Here is a 19,303-nt window from a genome sequence, read left to right as displayed (position 1 = left end):
CCACCAGATTCTGCTTTATCCTCTTGCCAACAGAGTTCACCGAGTCGTGCGGGTGAGAGCCTGCGCTCAGGTTCGAGCATCGCGCAGCGATACGACAACGCGCAGCGTTGCCCGCAGGGTGAGGCCACAGGCCGAATCAATCCTGCACGACCCACCAATTCAGGAAAAAGCGCCTTTTGGCGCTTTTTTCGCATCTGCGCCACCAGATTCTGCTTTATCCTCTTGCCAACAGAGTTCACCGAGTCGTGCGGGTGAGAGCCTGCGCTCAGGTTCGAGCATCGCGCAGCGATACGACAACGCGCAGCGTTGCCCGCAGGGTGAGGCCAAAGGCCGAATCAATCCTGCACGACCCACCAATTCAGAAAAAAGCGCCTTTTGGCGCTTTTTTCGCATCTGCAGCACCGTAATCTACATTCGTGCTTTCTCGTTTCAACACTGCACCGATCATCATCCCGCTGTTCTCTGAACGGGCTATACGGTCTCGTCAGGCCATTATCCGCTGTGAACTGCACGGCCAGCGTCCGTGTTTTTAATTCATTAAACAATGGATGCGCAAATATGAAAATATCAGCGGACTTTTCGCGCAAATTTAGGTATTTTGTTTAGTATATAAAACGAAGGGCGTTGCGGCAGGCGATATTCACGCGGCAGGCGCCCAGCCTAGCATGAGATTGCAGCGATGAGTGAAATGTTTGATGTCAATGCGGCGGTGTATCCCTTCCCGCCTAAACCGGTACCGCTGGACGTAGCCGAAAAAGCCTTTTATCGCGAGAAGATCAAAACCCTGCTCAAGCAGCGCAATGCGGTGATGGTCGCCCACTATTATACCGATCCGGAAATCCAGGCGCTGGCGGAAGAAACCGGCGGCTGCGTGGCGGATTCGCTGGAAATGGCGCGCTTCGGCAGCGCCCATCCGGCTTCCACGCTGCTGGTGGCCGGCGTGCGTTTCATGGGGGAAACCGCCAAGATCCTCAGCCCGGAAAAGCAGGTGCTGATGCCGACGCTGTTTGCCGAATGTTCGCTGGATCTGGGCTGCCCGGAAGAGGAGTTTCATGCGTTTTGCGACAGCCATCCCGATCGTACCGTGGTGGTCTATGCGAACACCTCGGCGGCGGTCAAAGCGCGCGCTGACTGGGTGGTCACTTCCAGCATCGCCGTCGAGCTGATCGAACACCTGGACAGCCTGGGCGAGAAGATCATCTGGGCGCCGGATCGCCATCTCGGCAGCTACGTGCAAAAGCAGACCGGCGCCGACGTGCTGTGCTGGCAAGGCGCCTGCATTGTCCATGACGAGTTCAAGACTCAGGCGCTGCGGCGCATGAAGGCGCTCTATCCGCAGGCGGCCATCCTGGTGCATCCCGAATCGCCACAGGCGGTGGTTGAATTGGCGGATGCGGTGGGATCGACCAGCCAACTGATCCAGGCGGCGAAAACATTGCCGCATCAACAGCTGATCGTCGCCACCGATCGCGGTATCTTTTACAAGATGCAGCAGGCCTGTCCGGACAAGGAGCTGTTCGAAGCGCCGACCGCCGGAGAAGGGGCGACCTGCCGCAGCTGTGCGCACTGCCCGTGGATGGCGATGAATGGCCTGAAGGCGATTGCCGAAGGGCTGGAGCAGGGGGGCGCGCAGCATGAGATCCACGTGGACGCCGCGCTGCGTGAGAAGGCATTGGTGCCGCTGAACCGCATGCTGGATTTCGCCGCTCAGCTTAAAATGCAGGTTAAAGGCAACGCTTAACCGTTTAAAAGGATGACCTCATGAGCTTCTTCAGTACCAGCAATATTCTGGTGCACATTCCGCTTGGCGCGGGCGGTTACGATCTGTCGTGGATCGAAGCCATCGGCACGTTGTTCGGGTTGCTGTGCATCTGGTACGCCAGCAAGGAAAAAATCATCAACTACCTGTTCGGCCTGATCAACGTCACGCTGTTCGCGGTGATTTTCTTCCAGATCCAGCTGTACGCCAGCCTGCTGCTGCAGCTGTTCTTCTTCGGCGCCAACATTTACGGTTGGTATGCCTGGAGCCGCCAGACCCAGGATAATCAGGCTGAGCTGCAGATCCGCTGGCTGCCGCTGCCGAAAGCGTTGGCCTGGGCGGCGGTCTGCGTCATCGGCATCGGCCTGATGACCTTCAATATCGACCGCGTGTTCGCCTGGCTGACGCAGATCGCGGTGGCGGTGATGCAAGGGCTGGGGCTGAACGTGCAGATGCCTGAGCTGCAGCCGGACGCGTTCCCGTTCTGGGATTCGGCGATGATGGTGCTCTCCATCGTGGCGATGATTCTGATGACGCGCAAGTACGTGGAAAACTGGCTGCTGTGGGTGGTTATCGATGTCATCAGCGTGGCGATCTTCGCCTACCAGGGGGTGTACGCGATGGCGCTGGAGTATGTCATTCTGACGCTGATTGCCCTGAACGGCTCCTGGCTATGGATCAAGAGCGCCGGGCGCAATGGTTCCAACCCGCTCTCTTCCGCACCTTAACAACGCAGAGGGCGCCGTGATGGCGCCCTCTTGGCTTAGTGCCGATGTCCCAGATGGGAGTGGGCTTCGGCATGTGAGTGTTCACTCGGCTCCGGCGCCCGGTTGATACCGCAGTCCGGCGTCTCGCAGTGCCGGTACTCCATCTGAATGGTCACGTGGCCAATCTTGTAGTGTTCCAACAGATAAGCCTGAATGCGTTGCAACAGCCCATCGTGGTCATGCGGCGGGATCACCTGCGCATGCAGCGTCATCAGCTTCTGTTCGCCGATCTGCCAGACGTGCACGTGATGGATGTTGCGCACTTCCGGGATATTCAGGCACAGGTCTTTTTGCAGCTTGGCGATATCGACCTCCTGCGGCGTGCCTTCCAGCAGCTCGTGGAAACTCTCCTTCAGCAGCCGCCAGGCGCTGCGCAGCACCAGACAGGAGACGAGCACCGACAGGATCGGGTCAATCGGCGTCCAGCCGGTGGCAAGAATGACGATGGCGGCGACGATGGCGCCCACCGAGCCGAGCAGGTCGCCCAGCACATGCAGCGCGGCGGCGCGCACGTTGATATTTTTCTCTTCGCTGCCGCGATGCAGCAGCCAGAAGGCGAACAGGTTCGCCAGCAGCCCCGCTACGGCGATGATCAGCATCGGGGTACCCATCACCGGCTGCGGCTCGAAGAAACGCCGTATCGCCTCCCACAGGATGAATACCACGATCACCAGCAGCGCCGCGGCGTTGAGGAAGGCCGCCAGGGTGGTCAGGCGCAGGTAGCCGAAGGTGTGGCGCGCGTTGGGCTTGCGCTGAGAGAAATGCACCGCCATCAGCGCCACCAGCAGCGCGGCGGCATCGGTCAGCATGTGGCCGGCGTCGGCCAATAGCGCCAACGAGCCGGACAACAGGCCGCCGACCACCTCGGCCACCATAAAGACGGCGGTGACTAAAAAAGCGGTCAGTAGGCGTTTACTATTACTGTCTTTCGGCAGGTGTACGTGTGGAGTGTCCGACATTATTCATCCTTATGCATAGCCAAAGTGGGGGCGGCGGCGAGCAGAGCGTCCAGCTCCGGCACTATCTGCGCCACTAACGCCTTTAATTTAGTATAAGCGGCGGCGGCAAGCGCGCCCCGACGTGCGGTTTCCACCAGCTGCTGGCACAGCTGCGCGGCTTCCGGCAGCTGCAGCATCAGCAGGCTGCCCTTGATGCGGTGCGCCGCCTGCTCCAGGCGCGGCCAGTCGTTCGCGGCGACGGCGTCCGCGAGCCGCTGCCGGTCTTGCCGCAGCGTATCGCCGAGCGTCTGCGCCAGCCGCTGCAGCATGGCGCGATCGCCACCCGCCATTTCGACCAGCGTTTGTCGCAGGTCAGTAAGGACTGACTTTGCTTCCTGAGCCTGCGGTTGCTGAGCCAATACCTGGCCGATCGCCGCCAGTGAAATCGGTTTGGTCAGGAAGTGGTCGATCGCCACCAGCCCCGGAGAAATGCGGGTAAACTCCTGCACGTCTGCCGAACAGAGCACGATGCGGCAAGGCGGGCGTTGCAGCCGCTGTTCGTCGCGGCGGATCAGCCTGGCCAGCGTCAGGCCGTCCGGGCGCGGCATGTTATAGTCGATAAACAGCAGATCGAACGGTTGCCGGCGTTGGGCCTTCAACAGCGCATAGCCTTGTTCGAAGCGGGCGGGTTGCAGCCCGAAGTGGCGCAGCTGGCGTTCCATCAGCAACAGATTGGTGGGGTGATCGTCGATCAGCGCGGTACGCAAGGCGGAAGACGGCAGAGCAAAGGGGCTTTCCTCCGGGGCGGCAACCGGCGCCGCGCCGCTCAGCTCGACCGGTATCGCGATCTCGACGCGGGTGCCTACGCCCGGCTGCGAGTGCAGCTCGATGCGGCCGCCCATCTGTTCGACGATCTCTTTGCAGATCGACAGCCCCAAACCGGTACCCTGCACCGAGATGCGTTGCGCGCCGCGCGCGCGGTAAAACGGTTGGAACAGTTTGTCTATTTCATCGGCGGCGATACCGCAGCCGCTGTCGTTCACCGTCAGATGCAATTCCCCCTGCCGCTCATCCTGCGCGCGCCAGCCGATCTCGACCTGAATGGCGCCGCGCGGCGTAAATTTTATCGCGTTGTTTATCAGGTTGTTAGCCACCTGAAGTAAACGCTCACCATCAATCACTACCGCCTCCGGCAATGCCGGATCCGCCACCACGCTCAGCGTCAACGGCCGCTCGCCGATCAGCGGCCGGTAGAGGGCGTCGATGCGCGCTACCCAAGGGCGCAGCACCACCGGTTTCGGTGCCAGCGTCAGCGAGCCGGTTTCCAGCCGCGCGTGATCCTGCAGGTCGTTGAGCAGGTTGAGCAGCGATGAGGCCGAGCTGTATATCACCGGCAGGCCTTCCGGCGCGGGTTGGCGTTTGAGCTCCAGTTCCAGCAGGCCGAGGATGGCGTGCATCGGCGTGCGCAGCTCATGGCTGACGGTGGCGAGGAATTTGCTCTTCATGCGGTTTTCCGCTTCGGCGCGGCGGCGCGCGTGCTCGAGTTCTTCGCGTTCGCGTTTTTCACGGCGCTGCAGCATGAAACGGCGCAGCGTCAGCGCCAGCAGCAGCACGGTGGCGGCGGCCAGCAGCGCCAGCAGCCAGGTGGTCTGCGGCGGCATGCGGTTGTCGTTCACCGCGTCGATCAGGTTGCTGCGATCGACGATCCACTCGTCGCGCAGCGATTGCAGGGTGTCCGCCGGGATCTGCATCAGGTTCTTATCAAGGATCGCCAACAGAAGAGGTTGATCGCGGCGCACGCCGAAGGCCACCGGATAGGGAATGTTGTTGGCGGCGAAGGCCAGCTTGATGGCACCGGAATAGCGCGACAGCGCCAAAAAGTTGGCGGAGATGACGTTATCCACCAGCGCATCCAGTTGGCCGTTGGCCAGCGCGTCGTACATCGACTTGCTGTCGGCGAAGCTGATGGTTTGCTCCTGTTCCGGCACCAGCCCCTGCGCCAAATCGCCCTGCAGCACGCCGATGCGCTTGCCGGCCAAATCGCTCCAGGTGGAAATGCCGTCGGCGTGCTGGCCGACGTAAACCCCCCACAGCGAACGGTGGATCGGCATGCTGGCGCCGTAGCGCGCCTTGACGCCGCGCGCCAGCGGCAGGGCGGCGCGGAAGCTGGCCTGGCCGGACTGCACCAGCAGATCGGCCTGCTCGGCGTTGCGCGCCCACAGCGGCGCGAAACGCAGCCCGGTGTTTTGCGCGATGATGTTGAGAATGTCGATGGCGTAGCCGCGCGGCTGGCCGTCGGAGCCGCGGTAGGCGAACGGGAAGTTGTTTTCGATGGCGGCGTAGTAAACCACGCGGTGGCTCGCCACCCAATTCTTCTCCATCGTCGTCAGATCGGCATTGCCGGTGTCGAGGTAGCTGGGGATCTTCTTGCTCCAGCGGCCCTGCAGGGCGTTCATCAGCTCCATCGGCGCGTCGGCGATGGCGGTGTCCAGCGTGTCTATCAGCCGCGAGTCGTCGGCGGCGAACACGAAGGACAGGTTGCCCAGGTTCTCGTTGCTTTCAATCTGATAGAGCTGGCCGAGCTGCAGCTGATCGATGATAAAGCTGGCGCTGGCCTCGTCGGCGATAAAGTAGTCGCTGCTGCCGTTGAGCAGCGAGTAGACCGCCTGCAGATTGTTGTCGTAGCGCTGGATCTGCGACGCGACCGCCTGCAGAGCGCCGCCGGACTGCATGTCGGTCAGCGCGCCGATCGCGACGCGGGCGTTGGCGGAGTTGAGCATCACCGGGCGATCGTTGCTGCGATCGCGCAATACGCGCAGGTTGCTGACGTAATAGGGCTGAGAGATCGCCAGGCCGTGCAGCGCCTCACTCTGCGGGATGCCGTACAGCAGATCGATCTTGCCGTCGTGCAGCGCCTGCTCCAGCTGCGTCAGATCGGCAAAGCCGTAAATGGCGAAGCGAATGCCGGTCACCTGCTGGATATAGCCGAGGTAGTCGGCATTCAGCCCATACAGATCGTCATCCACGATGATGTTGTACGGGCTGGTGTTCTCACTGACGATGCCGACGCGCAGCGTACGGTCGCGCCAGGGGTTTTTCTCGCCGACGATCAGCATATTCTCGGGGGTATTCAGATTGCTGACCAGCTGATAGCGCACCGGCTCCGCCGTCTGCGCCAGACCGCACCACAGGAGCAGCAGCAGCAGGGCGCGGCGCATCATGGCGCCAGCTCTTTAAACACCGCCACCAGCTCCAGCAGGTTGCCGGCGCCGGTTTTGCGCTGGATGTTCTTCTTGTGGGTGCTGACGGTCTTGTTGCTGATGTGCAGCCGATCGGCGATCTGCAGGTTGGATAGCCCCTGGCTCAACAAGCCCAGCACCTCGAGCTCTTTAGGCGTGAGCAGCCCGCCGTCTGCCGTCGGCGCTTCTTCGGCCAGCGCGGCGGCGGGGAAGTGGGTTTCACCGTCCAGCACCTGCTCGATCGCCTGCAACAACTCTGCCAACGAGCTGCCTTTGTTGACGAAACCGTTGGCGCCGGCGGCATGCGCCATGCGCGCATAGACCTCGGCCTCCTGCGCGGTATAGATCAGGATCGGCTGCTGCGGGTAGCGGCGGCGGATTTTTTTCAACAGCTGCAGCCCGTCGACCTGCGGCAGGCCAATATCCAGGATCACCAGGCCGAAAGTGGCCTCGGCCAGCAGGGCCAGCGCCTGGACGTCGTCCTGCGCCGCCTGCAGGCGGTAGGGGCGGGATGATTTCATTAGCGCCGCTTCCAGTGCGACATGAACCACCGGGTGGTCATCAACTAATAACAGAGAGGGCATGTTCAACTCGGGTCGCTTTATATTCCGATCGCTAGCATAGCGAAAAAGGAGGCTCTGCGCTCCCCTGATGAAACAGCACAATCTGCTGTTAATTTGGCGGTTCCAGCGGCGGGGGGCAAAGGTGATTTACAGCGCCATTCCCACAGGCTAGATTGTTGGGATCTACACCGTTACGCACTGCGAAATACCCCTCGATACCGAATGGAAAAGCTATGAATTACCAAAACGACGATTTACGCATTAATGATATTAAGGAACTCCTGCCGCCGGTGGCTTTGCTGGAGAAATTCCCGGCCACTGAACGCGCGGCGAAGACGGTGTCCCAGGCCCGCAGCGCAATTCACAATATCCTCCGCGGCAGCGACGATCGCCTGCTGGTGGTGATTGGCCCTTGCTCTATCCACGATACGAAAGCCGCCAAAGAGTACGCGGGGCGCCTGCTGGCGCTGCGTGAAGAACTGAGCGGCGAGCTGGAAGTGGTCATGCGCGTATACTTCGAAAAACCGCGCACCACCGTGGGCTGGAAAGGCCTGATCAACGATCCGCAGATGGACAACAGCTTCAACATCAACGACGGTCTGCGCCTGGCGCGCAAGCTGCTGGTGGAGATCAACGACAGCGGCCTGCCGGCCGCCGGCGAATTCCTCGACATGATCACGCCGCAGTACCTGGCGGATCTGATGAGCTGGGGCGCCATCGGCGCGCGCACCACGGAATCGCAGGTGCACCGCGAGCTGGCCTCCGGCCTTTCCTGCCCGGTGGGCTTCAAGAACGGCACCGACGGCACCATCAAGGTGGCGATCGACGCCATCAACGCCGCCGGCGCGCCGCACTGCTTCCTGTCGGTGACCAAATGGGGCCACTCGGCGATCGTTAACACCAGCGGCAACGGCGACTGCCACATTATCCTGCGCGGCGGCAAAGAGCCGAACTACAGCGCGGCGCACGTGAAGGACGTCAAAGCCGGCCTGAGCAAAGCCGGGCTGCCGGCGCAGGTGATGATCGACTTCAGCCATGCCAACAGCAGCAAACAGTTCAAAAAGCAGATGGACGTGAGCGCTGACGTTTGCGGGCAAATTGGCGGCGGTGAAAAAGCGATCATCGGCGTGATGATCGAAAGCCACCTGGTGGAAGGCAACCAGAACCTCGAAAGCGGCGAACCGCTGGTTTACGGCAAGAGCGTGACCGACGGCTGCATCGGCTGGCAGGATACCGAAACCGTGCTGCGCGATCTGGCGGCGGCGGTGAAAGCGCGCCGCGGATAATAGCTAAAATGACAAGGGCCTGGCAGCCAGGCCCTTGTTTTATCCTTGTCATTGCACCTCTATATATCCCACTCATTTAAGGCTTACACTTAATAGGCCAATGAAATCATTAAGCGGCCACCTTCGCATTATTCCTATTTAATAAAAGAATAATTGTCACTGCTCATGGCATTGTGCTTATATAAGACGCTTTTTTTATTCCACAAACCCCGCATGACAAATAAGCGGGGAGTGGTATGACCTATTCCTTTCAGGACGAAAGAATTATGACAAGCAATACCTCGCAGCCGCTGGGGCTGCACCGGATTAAATTCCATGGGAAAGGTGGCGAGTACTTCGCGATTTGGTTGGTCAACGCATTATTGACCATCGTGACGCTGGGCATCTATTCCGCCTGGGCGACGGTGCGCCGCCGCCGCTATTTTTACGGCAACACGGAATTGGACGGCGATCGTTTCGATTACCATGCGCAACCGCTGCAAATTCTGAAAGGGCGGCTGTTGGTGATCGGCGGCCTCATCGTATTTTATATCCTGTTGGCGGTAACGCCACTGCTGGGGCTGCTGGCTTTGCTGGTGTTGCTTGCTCTGCTGCCGTGGATCGTTATCCGCAGCTGGCGCTACAATGCGATTATGTCGAGCTATCGCGGCGTGCGTTTTAATTATGTTTGCCGCACCGGGCGCGCTTATTGGGCGTTACTGTTCTGCCCGCTATTGCTGATTATCGGGCTTTATGTCGCCTTAATCATTTTGCTCAGCATTGGCAGCGGTTTTGAAAGCATCAACGCCATCGGCCTGATGTTGGTGTTGACGCTGCTGTTGGCCGTACCGGCATTCGCCGCCGTCAACGGTATTATTAGCGCGCTGCAGCACGATCTGTACGTTAATAACCTGTTTTTCGGGAATACGCCGTTTATTGCCGAGCTGAAAAAGTCGGCCTTTATCAAATTTGCCTTGATCGGCCTGCTCATTTTCCTGCCGTTTATGTTGGCGGCGCTGGTGTGTATGGGGTCGTTCATTCTGTCGCTGTACCAAATGGTATTGATGGGCATGCTGACGGATGAAACCGCCGATTTGCTGGTGTTGGAAAATATTGGCAGCCTGCTGCTGATGATGGTGGTGCTGCTGATTGGCGCCTTGATCGCCGGCAGCTATCAGGTCGTCGCCCAACGCAACTATCTGTTTAACCAGGCGACGCTGAACGGCAACGTTAAACTGCACTCTTCCATGCAAACGCTGCCGTATATGGGGCTGTTGATCACCAATACCCTGATCACCCTGTTCTCGCTCGGTTTCGCCGTGCCGGTGGCGGAAGTGCGCCACGCCCGTTATCTGGCGGAGTGCACGGCGGTCGAAGGCGATCTGGCGTTGCTGGACATCGCGGCGCATCAGGAAACCGCCAACAGCGCGGTGGCCGAAGAAGCGGTGCAGGCGCTGGATCTGGGCGGCAGCTTCTGAGGCGCCGATGATCCTCGAGGGCGCCTATCAGTTGCCGGGGCGGGCCGCACGTGAGGCGGCTCGCCTGCTGGTGAACGAAAGCGGCGAGGGTGTGACGCTGCAGCGGCAGGATGAGCAACGTTACATCCCCTTGGCGGACATTACCGTCTCTGCGGCGCTGGGCAATATCCCGCTGACGCTGACCTTCAAGGACGGCGCGCGCTTTGTGCCGGATGACGATGCGGCCTTCCGCCGCTGGTTCTATCAGCGCCGTTCGCCGGGGTGGGTGCATCGCCTGGAGCGCCACAAACGCGGCGTCGCCGTGGCGCTGCTGATGACGCTGCTGGCGGTCGTGGCCTACGTTAACGTCGTGCTGCCATGGGCGAGCAGCGAGATCGCCATGCGCATCCCCACCTCGGTGGAACAGACGCTGGGCGAACATACGCAGACGTTTTTGAGCCAAAGCGGCTTTGAACCCTCCGCATTGCCGGCCGAGCGGCAGCAGGCGTTGCAGCAGCTGTTCCGGCAGGTGATGCCGGCCGAGATGCGCCAGGAGCGTACGCCGCTGTCGTTGAAGCTGATGGCGGCGCCCGGTGCGCCGAACGCTTTTATGTTGCCGGACGGCACGCTGGTGCTCAGCGATGGGCTGGTCGCCCTGTCGAAAAACGACGATGCTCTGGCGGCGGTGATGCTGCATGAGATGGGGCATCACGCTTATCGCCATCCGATGCGCATGCTGGTGCGTTCGTCACTGGTGGCGTTGACGCTGATGTGGATGACCGGCGACGTCAGCGGCATCGGCGACACGCTGCTGCAGTCTGCGTCCTTCGTGAATGAGATGCAGTTTTCCCGCGGCATGGAGCGTGAGGCGGATGCGTTTGCGATAGCGGAAATGCAGCGCCAGGGGCGTTCGCTGGCGCAAATGGCGGCGATCTACCGCGCGTTGGCGCAGGCGCCTGAACGCGAAACGGCTGACGGCTGGGCGCTGCCGGCCTGGCTCAGCACCCATCCGGCGATGCAGGAACGGCTGGACGCGGTGAACGAGGCGATGGCGCAGCAGTAATAAAAAAGCCCCCGGTTTTCACCGGGGGCTTTTTCGTTAACGGGCGAAATTACTTCGCTTTACCCTGGTTTGCCACGGCGGCCGCTTTTGCAGCGATCTCGTCGGCGTTACCCAGGTAGTAACGTTTGATTGGCTTGAAGTTCTCGTCGAACTCATACACCAACGGCACGCCGGTTGGGATGTTCAGCTCGAGGATTTCGTCTTCGCTCAGGTTATCCAGGTATTTCACCAGCGCGCGCAGCGAGTTGCCGTGCGCCGCAACGATCACGCGCTCGCCGCTCTTGATGCGTGGCAGGATCTCTTCGTCCCAGTAAGGAATAACGCGATCGATGGTCAGCGCCAGGCTTTCGGTCAGCGGCAGCTCTTGCTCGGTCAGCGAAGCGTAGCGCGGATCGTGGCCAGGGTAACGTTCGTCTTCTTTGGTCAGCTCAGGTGGGGTCACCGCGAAGCCGCGACGCCATTGTTTCACCTGCTCGTCGCCGTATTTTTCGGCGGTTTCCGCTTTGTTCAGACCCTGCAGCGCGCCGTAGTGACGTTCGTTCAGCTTCCAGGATTTTTCGGTCGGCAACCAGGCCTGATCCAGCTCGTCGAGGATGTTCCACAGGGTGTGGATCGCGCGCTTCAGTACGGAGGTGTAAGCGAAGTCGAAAGTGAAACCTTCCTCTTTCAACAGCTTGCCTGCTGCTTTCGCTTCGGTACGGCCCTTGTCGGACAGATCAACATCGTACCAACCGGTGAAGCGGTTTTCTTGGTTCCACTGGCTTTCGCCGTGACGCACCAGAACCAGCTTAGTTACAGCCATAGCTTAACTCCTTAATAATCTGACATTTCAATGATAACGAAAATCATTATATTGCCGCGGGCCGGGGCTCGGCAATCGATAGTGTCTAACCATAGCCAATTTCTTGCCGCAAAGTAAGGGCTGGCGAAAGGAAAAAGCTGAATCGTTCAGGCTGGCGCTGCGAGGGGGGAAACGGCGCGCCAAAATCGCTTCGGGCGCGCCGTGGCGTGGGGAAAATCAGGCCGATTTTTTCAGGCAGTTGCTCATGAAGGTTTTACGCGCGTCGCCCTTCAGATCTTTGGTCTTGGCGTCGGCGTTGCAGTTCTTCATTTTCTGCTGCTGCGGCGTCAGGGTTTTGCCCGTCGCGGCGGAGCCTTCGGATTTCAGACAGGTGCTCATGAAGGTGGAACGATCGGCGCCTTTCAGCGATTTGGTAGATGCCTGCTGGTTGCAATCGGTCATGCGTTTCTGTTGAGCCGCCTGCGCCGGCGAAGGCGTTTTCGTCGCCGTCGTCGCGTCGGCCGCCATCAGATTGGTGCTCAGCATTAAGCCCGCCAGCAATGGAAGTGCAGTAATCAGACGCATAGGTGTTCCTTCAGCTATTGATTGGCCGCCATTGGCCGAAAAAGGTGACGTTGCACAAGGCGTTGTGCTTATCACGGTAGCCTGAGTGTAGTGCGCGCTTTGGAATAAGGGAAGGCGGGCGCCGGTGGGGGGATAGCGCTAAAAGGTAAGCATTTATAACAAATTGCCCCCGGCCGCACGGCGAGGGGCGTGGCGGGTCAGATAGGATAAAACTGATAATGCGTGGCGCTGCGATAGCGGCTCCCCGGCTGCAGCCAGCAGTCCGGCTGCGGCCACTCGGGATGGTGCGGGCTGTCCGGCAAGAACTCGCTCTCCAGCGCCACGCCGGCATGGTCGGCGTAGCTGCCGCCATCGCGCGCCGGCGTGCCGGCCAGGTAATTGCCGCTGTAGAGTTGCAGCGCCGGCGCGTCGGTGAACACGCTCATTTGCACTTGCCCGTCTGCGGACCACAAATGGGCCGCCGGGCTCTCCAGCGCCCCGCAGGTACGATGCAGCAGGAATGCGTGATCGTAGCCTTTTACCCGCTGCTGGTCGCTGTCGCGCAGGAAATCCTGCAGCAGCGTTTTCGGCTGGCGAAAATCCATGCCACTGCCGTCCACCGGCGTCAGATCGGCGCAGGGAATGCCCTCGGCGTCGACGGGCAGATAGCGATCGGCGAACAGCTGCAGCCGCTGGGCGCGGGCGTCGGTGCCGGCGCCGTCCAGATTGAAATAGGCGTGGTTGGTCAGGTTGACCGGGCAGGGTCGATCGACCTGCGCCAGATAGCTGATTTCCAGGCGATTGTCATGAGTCAGGCGGTAACAAACCTGCACGTCGAGATTGCCGGGAAAGCCCTGATCGCCCTCCGCCGAGTGCAGCACATAGCAGACCTGTTGCGCATCATGCTGTACCCGGCGCCAGCGGCGGGCATGAAAACCGTCGGGGCCGCCGTGCAGCTGGTGGGCGCCCTGATTGGCGGCCAGCGCATGGGGTTTTCCGTCGATGGGCAGGCTGGCGTTGGCGATGCGGTTGGCGTAACGGCCGACGGTGGCGCCCAGATAGGCGTCTTGAAGCGGGTAGTCCGCCGGGCTGCGGCAGCCAAGCAACAGCTCGCGCCTTTCGCCGGATTTGAGCGGCAAGACGGCGGACAGCCAGGTGGCGCCCCAGTCCATCAGCGTCACCGTCATGCCGCCGGCGTTTTGCAGCTGCGTCAGCTGATAAGGTTGCCCATCGGGGGCGACTGCCGTGGTTGCGGTCAGCATAGGCCGGCGCCTTGCGAAGCCTGGCAGACATAGAACGTTTCCTGCAATCCGCCGGTTTGCCGCGGATACTCGTGCGCCACGGCGGCACGCACCGTCTCCACGAGATCCTGCGGCATCAGCGCGACGACACAGCCGCCAAAGCCGCCGCCGGTCATGCGCACGCCGCCGCGCGGGCCGATCGCCGCTTTGACGATCTCGACCAGCTTATCGATCGGCGGCACGGTGATTTCAAAGTCGTCACGCATCGAGGCGTGCGACTCCGCCATCAGCCGGCCCATGCGTTGCAGATCGCCGGCCGCCAGCGCGTCGGCCGCCGCCAGCGTGCGGGCGTTCTCGCTGATCACATGGCGCGCGCGTTTGACCACCAGCGGATCCAACTGATGTTGACGCGCTTCGAACTCTTCCGGGCTGACGTCGCGCAGCGCCTTGACGCCGAAGAACCGCGCGGCTTCCTCGCACTGTTTGCGGCGGATATTGTACTCGCTGTCCACCAGCCCGCGTTGCACATTGGAGTTGATTATCACCACCGCGACGTTGTCCGGCATCGGCACCGCCCGGGCCTCCAGCGATCGGCAGTCGATCAGCAGCGCGCTGTCGCGCCGGCCGAGCGCGGAGATCAGCTGGTCCATGATGCCGCAGTTGCAGCCGACGAACTGGTTCTCCGCTTCCTGGCCGTTCAGCGCCAGCGCTACGCCGTCCAGCGGCAGCTGATAGAGCGCCTGCAGCGCCTGGCCCACCGCCACTTCCAGCGCGGCGGAGGAGCTGAGCCCCGCGCCCTGCGGCACATTGCCGGCGATCACCAGATCCGCGCCGCCGAAGTCGGCGTTGCGGCGCTGAAGGTGCTTCACCACGCCGCGCACATAGTCCGACCAGCGCTGATCGGGGTGGCTGACGATCGGATCGTCGAGCGAGAATTGATCCTGCTGATGCTGATAATCGGCGGCCAGCACGCGGATCTGGCGGTCGTCGCGCTTGGCGCAGGCGATGACGGTTTGGTAATCGATAGCGCAGGGCAGCACGAAGCCGTCGTTGTAATCGGTATGTTCGCCGATCAGGTTCACCCGCCCCGGCGCCTGGATGGTCAACGCCGGCGCGTAGCCAAAGTGTTCGGTAAACAGAGAATGGGTAAGCGGTTTCAGGCTCATGCTTGGGCTCCGGCTTCACGGTAATGAATATCGCTGACGGCGCGCAGACGCTCTGCGGCCTGTTCGGCGGTCAGATCGCGCTGGGCTTCCGCCAGCATCTCGTACCCGACCATAAATTTGCGTACGCTGGCTGAACGCAGCAGCGGCGGATAGAAATGGGCGTGCAGCTGCCAGTGTCGGTTGTCGGCGCCGTTGAACGGCGCGCCGTGCCATCCCATCGAATAGGGGAAGGAGCACTGGAACAGGTTGTCGTAGCGGCTGGTCAGCTTCTTCAGCGCCAGCGCCAGATCCTGGCTTTGCGCCGCGCTGAGATCGGTAATGCGCTGCACCGCCGCTTTCGGCAGCAGCAGCGTTTCAAACGGCCAGGCGGCCCAGTAGGGCACCACCGCCAGCCAGTGTTCGGTGTTTACCACGATGCGTTCGCCGGCGGCCAGCTCGCGCTGCGCATAGTCCAGCAGCAGCGGGGAGGCGTGTTCCCGAAAATACGCGTGCTGCAGGCGATCTTCGCGTTCGGCCTCGTTCGGCAAAAAACTGTTGGCCCAGACCTGCCCGTGCGGGTGCGGGTTGGAGCAGCCCATCGCCGCGCCTTTGTTTTCGAACAGCTGTACCCAGGGATAGTGCTTGCCCAGCTCATCGGTTTGCGCCTGCCAGGCGGCGATCACCTGCTCCAGCGCCGGCAGCGTCAGTTCTGGCAGGGTCTTGCTGTGATCGGGAGAGAAGCAGATCACCCGGCTGACGCCGCGCGCGCTCTGGCTGCGCATCAGCGGATCCTGGCTGTCGGGCGCCGGCGGTGTATCGCTCAGCAGCGCGGCGAAATCATTGGCGAAGACGTAGGTGCCGCGATAATCCGGATTGCGATCGCCGGTGATGCGCGCGTTGCCCGGGCACAGGAAACAGTCGGGATCGTGCGCCGGCAGCGTTTCCGTCGGGACGGCCTCCTGCTGGCCCTGCCAGGGGCGCTTGGCGCGGTGCGGTGAGACCAGCACCCACTGGCCGCTCAGCGGGTTATAGCGGCGGTGCGGATGATCGATAGGGTTAAATTCTGTCATACGGTTCCTTTCTTGGCGTCGACGAGGGTGTAATCGCTTCCAATTACCGTCTTAATACGCCCGTTGCTGAACAGGGAGAGGTCATTGCGCAAAAAGATAGCACGCCCGCGGCACTAAAAAGGTGATCTAACGCGAAAAATGGAATCGTTTACACTGTGATGAAAAGCGCCTGATGGGCGGAGAAAAGCCGGTGGCAACGTGATTGAGGGCATTGCGGTGCGCTACCGGTGATAGCGTTTTCACCCGACCTGCCGGCAGAGAAAGGCTCTCTGCCGGCGTCAGCCGTTAAGGATGCTGATACAGCGGGTAGGTAAAGAACAGCAGATGGGGCAGATTAAGCCCGAAATGGAACAGAATCGGCACCCACAGGCGGCCGCTCCACATCCACGCCAGGCCGTAGATTACCCCGGCCAGCGTCGCGAAGATCACCATCAGCATGCCGCCGGCCAAATGCGCGGCGCCGAACACCAGAGAAGCGACGATCAGCGCCGGCCAGGCGCCCAGCCACTGGCTGAGGCGCTGCTGCAGGTAGCCGCGAAACAGCGCTTCTTCGGCCATACAGACGAAGAACAGGTTCGCCATCACGAAAGGCAGGATCCAGGCGGGCGCATGCAGCTCGATTTTTAAGCCGCCCAGCGCCACGGCCAGCAGCAACAGCGCCGGCACGGCCAGCAGCAGCGCAATCCAGCCCGCTTTGCCGACGTTGCCGCCGCGTTCAGCGGAAAACAGCGTGGGCAAGCAGGCGAACAGCAGGAAGGGCACCATCGCCTTGTCGAAGTTGTAATACATAGTGAACGGCGCGCTGAGCGGGCCGGCTTTTTCACCGTCGATCATCAGCTGATTGTGGATGCCCGGCACCAGGTGCAAGAACAGCGCCACGCAGCCGGCGACCACCAACCCTTCGAACGCGATCGCCAGACTACGCCGCTCGCGAAAATGGTGACGTAGCCCCGCCAGCGCCACGATGGCCAACAGGCAACCCAGGCTGAGCGGCGTCAATACCCCATGATAAAGCCCCATGCCCGCCGAGGCGGCCAGGATAACCCAGGCTATCAGCCGGTTAAACGGTAAGAAAAATAACGAAGCAGCCAGTACGCCCCACATGATATGTCCCTTTAAAATATGTACACGGCGCTCAGCGCCTATGCGGCGTGCGATGATGGCGAAATTGAGCGCTAGAGCGGATAGTAGCACACCAAGATGACGCTAAAGGTCGGGGCAGTGACGCATCCGTGCAGGGTGCCGGCCCACACGACCGGCGATATTGAGGTCAGCCTTGCATCCAGGCCTGCGAACGGGCGATTTCCGCCAGGTTTTGCAGGGTGTCCAGGCTCTGCTGGTGGAGCTCCTGCGTGGGGGCTGCGCACAGATCGTGCAGCACGGTCACCTGGAAGCCGGCGTCGTGCGCCTGACGCGCGGTGCTCTCGATGGCGAGCGACGTGCTGACGCCCGCCAGCAGCAGATGATGGCACCGATGTTGCCGCAGCCAGGCTAACAAATTGTTACCGGAGAAGGCGCTCACCGCCGTTTTATCAAACTGCAGATCGGTCTCCTCCTGATGCAGATCGGGCGTCCAGCGGCAGCCCGGGCCGTTTAGCCGCAGCGCGCCTATCTGTTTCAAATGGTTGAACAGCGGCGAGTGGAGCGGGATGTCATGATAATCGTCGGCAAATCCCGTCCGCACCCAAATCACCGGGATTTTTCGCACCCGGGCGTAGGCCGCGGCGGCATTGACGTTGGCGAGCAGGTGGCTTGCCGTCACCTGTTCGCGGCAGTGGTTGGCGCGCCCTTTGGGCCCGATCAGATCCTCGATCAGGTCGATGATAATCAACGCAGCGGACATGGCGTCTCCAGAAAATGGCCTTCTTTCTTTCTATGATAAAAGGCCAAATGTGATGTGCTGCGGTGAAGTGTTGCCGGATATGTTTACGCCGCGCTTCAGGCGGAAGCCGCCTCCAGCCGTTGCTGTTGGTAGCCGTAGCCGCCCTCGCCGTCGGGCACGAAGCTGAGGCGGTGTGTGATGCACTGTGGCGCGTCTTCGGCATGGTGCGAGACGAACAGCAGCTGGGTGGCACCCTGGCCGATCAGCACGTCGATGAAGCGGCGCACCAGCTGGCGATTGAGCGGATCCAACCCTTGCAGCGGCTCGTCGAGGATCAGCAGCGCCGGGTGTTTCACCAGCGCGCGGGCGATCAGCGCCAGCCGCTGTTGGCCCCAGGAAAGGCTGTGGAACGGGGCGCCGCCGCGCGCGCCGTCGAGCCCGAGCAGCGCCAGCCATTGCTCGGTCAGCTGCCGCTGACGATCCGAAACCGCCTGATAAATGCCGATCGAATCGAAGAACCCCGACAGCACCACGTTGCGCACGCTGGTGTTGACGCGATAATCCAGATGCAGGCTGCTGCTGACGTAGCCGATATGGCGCTTGATCTCCCAAATGGTTTCCCCGCTGCCGCGGCGGCGGCCGAACAGCGTCAGATCGTTGCTGTAGCCCTGCGGGTGATCGCCGGTGATCAAGCTGAGCAGCGTGGATTTGCCGGCGCCGTTCGGGCCGACGATCTGCCAATGTTCACCGGGGTTAACCTGCCAGTCGAGATGATTGAGGATCGGCCGGTCGTTATAGCTGACCACGCCGTCGCGCAGGACGATCAGCGGCCGATCCGCCGGCAGCGCCACCTTTTGCGTTGGATCCTCCTCCTCCGGCAGCGCCAGCCCGCTGAGGTTTTCGCTGTGCGCCAGCTGCGCCACCAGCGCGTCCGCCATCACCTGGCGGCGCGGCCCGCGGTTGGTCAGGGTACAGTCCGCCAGCACGCCCACCTGCCGGACAAAATCCGGGATGTCGTCGAACCGGTTGAGCACCAGCACCACGGTCTGGCCCTGGGCGGAAAGCTCGCTCAGCAGCGTGGCGAGCTGCGCGCGCGAGTGCACGTCCAGCCCGTCGAAGGGTTCGTCGAGGATCAGCAGGTCAGGCTCTGGCATCAGCGCCCGGCACAGCAGGGTTTTGCGCGTTTCGCCGGTGGAGAGGTATTTGAAGCGGCGCGTCAGCAGGGCGGTGATGCCGAACTGCGCGGCCAGCCGCTCACAGCGCGCGGCGTCTTGCACCTCTTCCTGAATGATTTCCGCCGCGGTGCGGCCGGTGTCGTCCTCGTCCGCGCTGAGCAGATCGGTGTTGTTACGTTGCCACTCGTCGCTGACCATTTTTTGCAGCTGTTCGAAGGAGATGCGCACCGCGTGCTGAAAGTCGCTGCGGCGCTCACCGCCCAGCAGAACCAGTTCGTCGGCCAACGCGCGCGCCAGGGCGGATTTGCCGCTGCCGTTGGCGCCGACGAAGGCCCAGCTGTCGCCGGCCTGGATTTCCAGCGCGTCCAGCGTCAGGGTGCGGGTATCGCTTAAGCGGAATGAACCTTGCGAAATGTGCAACGACGACATCACCTGTTCCTTTTTTTGCAATTAT

16 protein-coding genes and 2 other RNA genes are annotated in these 19,303 nt (G+C 61.5%); 7 read left to right on the top strand and 11 right to left on the bottom strand.

Going from position 1 to position 19,303, the window contains the following annotated elements:
* The first annotated feature begins 32 nt into the window (after positions 1-32).
* The 4 genes from ABTW55_RS05585 to pnuC all read left to right on the top strand — a co-directional run bounded on the left by ABTW55_RS05585 (position 33) and on the right by pnuC (position 2,487).
* Positions 33-157: non-coding RNA, RtT sRNA (locus tag ABTW55_RS05585), on the top strand.
* A gap of 74 nt (positions 158-231) precedes the next feature.
* A non-coding RNA gene (locus ABTW55_RS05580) (RtT sRNA) lies at positions 232-356 on the top strand.
* Between the two features lie 323 nt (positions 357-679).
* Positions 680-1,741 (top strand): quinolinate synthase NadA, encoded by a 1,062-nt coding sequence (nadA, locus tag ABTW55_RS05575; protein ID WP_015376982.1) that lies wholly within the window; start codon positions 680-682, stop codon positions 1,739-1,741.
* Between the two features lie 20 nt (positions 1,742-1,761).
* Positions 1,762-2,487, top strand: a complete 726-nt coding sequence (pnuC, locus tag ABTW55_RS05570; RefSeq protein WP_033637475.1) for a nicotinamide riboside transporter PnuC — start codon at positions 1,762-1,764, stop codon at positions 2,485-2,487.
* A 35-nt stretch (positions 2,488-2,522) separates the two neighbouring features.
* Here the strand turns inward: pnuC and zitB are convergent, their stop codons facing one another.
* Genes zitB through ABTW55_RS05555 form a run of 3 tightly spaced genes read right to left on the bottom strand, consistent with a single transcriptional unit; the run spans position 2,523 to position 7,287 of the window.
* Entirely contained in the window at positions 2,523-3,485 is a 963-nt protein-coding gene (gene zitB, locus ABTW55_RS05565) for a CDF family zinc transporter ZitB (protein WP_033637476.1), read from the bottom strand.
* Positions 3,485-6,685, bottom strand: coding sequence for an ATP-binding protein (locus ABTW55_RS05560; RefSeq protein WP_060420280.1), 3,201 nt, complete (start codon positions 6,683-6,685; stop codon positions 3,485-3,487). Before ABTW55_RS05560 ends, zitB begins: the two co-directional genes overlap by 1 nt.
* A complete protein-coding gene (locus ABTW55_RS05555) occupies positions 6,682-7,287 on the bottom strand; it encodes a response regulator transcription factor (RefSeq protein ID WP_033653531.1) in 606 nt (201 codons plus the stop codon). The genes ABTW55_RS05560 and ABTW55_RS05555 overlap by 4 nt, the downstream gene beginning before the upstream one ends.
* 212 nt (positions 7,288-7,499) lie before the next feature.
* On the opposite strand from ABTW55_RS05555, the gene aroG reads away from it, so the two are divergent.
* From aroG to ABTW55_RS05540, 3 genes are all read left to right on the top strand, one after another.
* Entirely contained in the window at positions 7,500-8,552 is a 1,053-nt protein-coding gene (gene aroG / locus ABTW55_RS05550; RefSeq protein ID WP_060387392.1) for a 3-deoxy-7-phosphoheptulonate synthase AroG, read from the top strand.
* A 266-nt stretch (positions 8,553-8,818) separates the two neighbouring features.
* On the top strand, positions 8,819-10,009 hold the full coding sequence (locus ABTW55_RS05545) for a YjgN family protein (RefSeq protein ID WP_060422260.1): 1,191 nt from the start codon (positions 8,819-8,821) through the stop codon (positions 10,007-10,009).
* 7 nt (positions 10,010-10,016) lie between these two features.
* Positions 10,017-11,051, top strand: coding sequence for a M48 family metallopeptidase (locus ABTW55_RS05540; protein WP_033647148.1), 1,035 nt, complete (start codon positions 10,017-10,019; stop codon positions 11,049-11,051).
* 49 nt (positions 11,052-11,100) lie between these two features.
* Here ABTW55_RS05540 and gpmA read toward each other — a convergent pair whose 3' ends face one another.
* The 8 genes from gpmA to modF all read right to left on the bottom strand — a co-directional run bounded on the left by gpmA (position 11,101) and on the right by modF (position 19,278).
* Complete coding sequence (gene gpmA / locus ABTW55_RS05535; RefSeq protein ID WP_033647147.1) at positions 11,101-11,853, bottom strand: 2,3-diphosphoglycerate-dependent phosphoglycerate mutase; 753 nt, start codon at positions 11,851-11,853, stop codon at positions 11,101-11,103.
* Between the two features lie 216 nt (positions 11,854-12,069).
* The gene (locus ABTW55_RS05530) at positions 12,070-12,417 is read right to left on the bottom strand and encodes a PsiF family protein (RefSeq protein ID WP_033637480.1); all 348 of its coding nucleotides are present in this window, start codon (positions 12,415-12,417) and stop codon (positions 12,070-12,072) included.
* 197 nt (positions 12,418-12,614) lie between these two features.
* Entirely contained in the window at positions 12,615-13,658 is a 1,044-nt protein-coding gene (gene galM / locus ABTW55_RS05525; RefSeq protein ID WP_060420278.1) for a galactose-1-epimerase, read from the bottom strand.
* The gene (galK, locus tag ABTW55_RS05520; protein WP_060420276.1) at positions 13,652-14,803 is read right to left on the bottom strand and encodes a galactokinase; all 1,152 of its coding nucleotides are present in this window, start codon (positions 14,801-14,803) and stop codon (positions 13,652-13,654) included. The genes galM and galK overlap by 7 nt, the downstream gene beginning before the upstream one ends.
* Positions 14,800-15,852, bottom strand: coding sequence for a galactose-1-phosphate uridylyltransferase (gene galT / locus ABTW55_RS05515; RefSeq protein ID WP_033647144.1), 1,053 nt, complete (start codon positions 15,850-15,852; stop codon positions 14,800-14,802). Before galT ends, galK begins: the two co-directional genes overlap by 4 nt.
* Before the next feature lie 285 nt (positions 15,853-16,137).
* Entirely contained in the window at positions 16,138-16,956 is an 819-nt protein-coding gene (locus ABTW55_RS05510) for a CPBP family intramembrane glutamic endopeptidase (protein ID WP_060420274.1), read from the bottom strand.
* A 166-nt stretch (positions 16,957-17,122) separates the two neighbouring features.
* Entirely contained in the window at positions 17,123-17,695 is a 573-nt protein-coding gene (locus ABTW55_RS05505) for a cysteine hydrolase family protein (protein ID WP_060420272.1), read from the bottom strand.
* Between the two features lie 95 nt (positions 17,696-17,790).
* The gene (modF, locus tag ABTW55_RS05500) at positions 17,791-19,278 is read right to left on the bottom strand and encodes a molybdate ABC transporter ATP-binding protein ModF (protein WP_060422257.1); all 1,488 of its coding nucleotides are present in this window, start codon (positions 19,276-19,278) and stop codon (positions 17,791-17,793) included.
* Positions 19,279-19,303: the final 25 nt, after the last annotated feature.

It is taken from the genome of Serratia sp. SM04 (assembly GCF_040280225.1).
GTDB classification, from domain to species: Bacteria; Pseudomonadota; Gammaproteobacteria; order Enterobacterales; family Enterobacteriaceae; genus Serratia; species Serratia sarumanii.
Note: the sequence above shows the minus strand (reverse complement) of the source record. Positions and strands in the feature narration are given on the sequence as shown.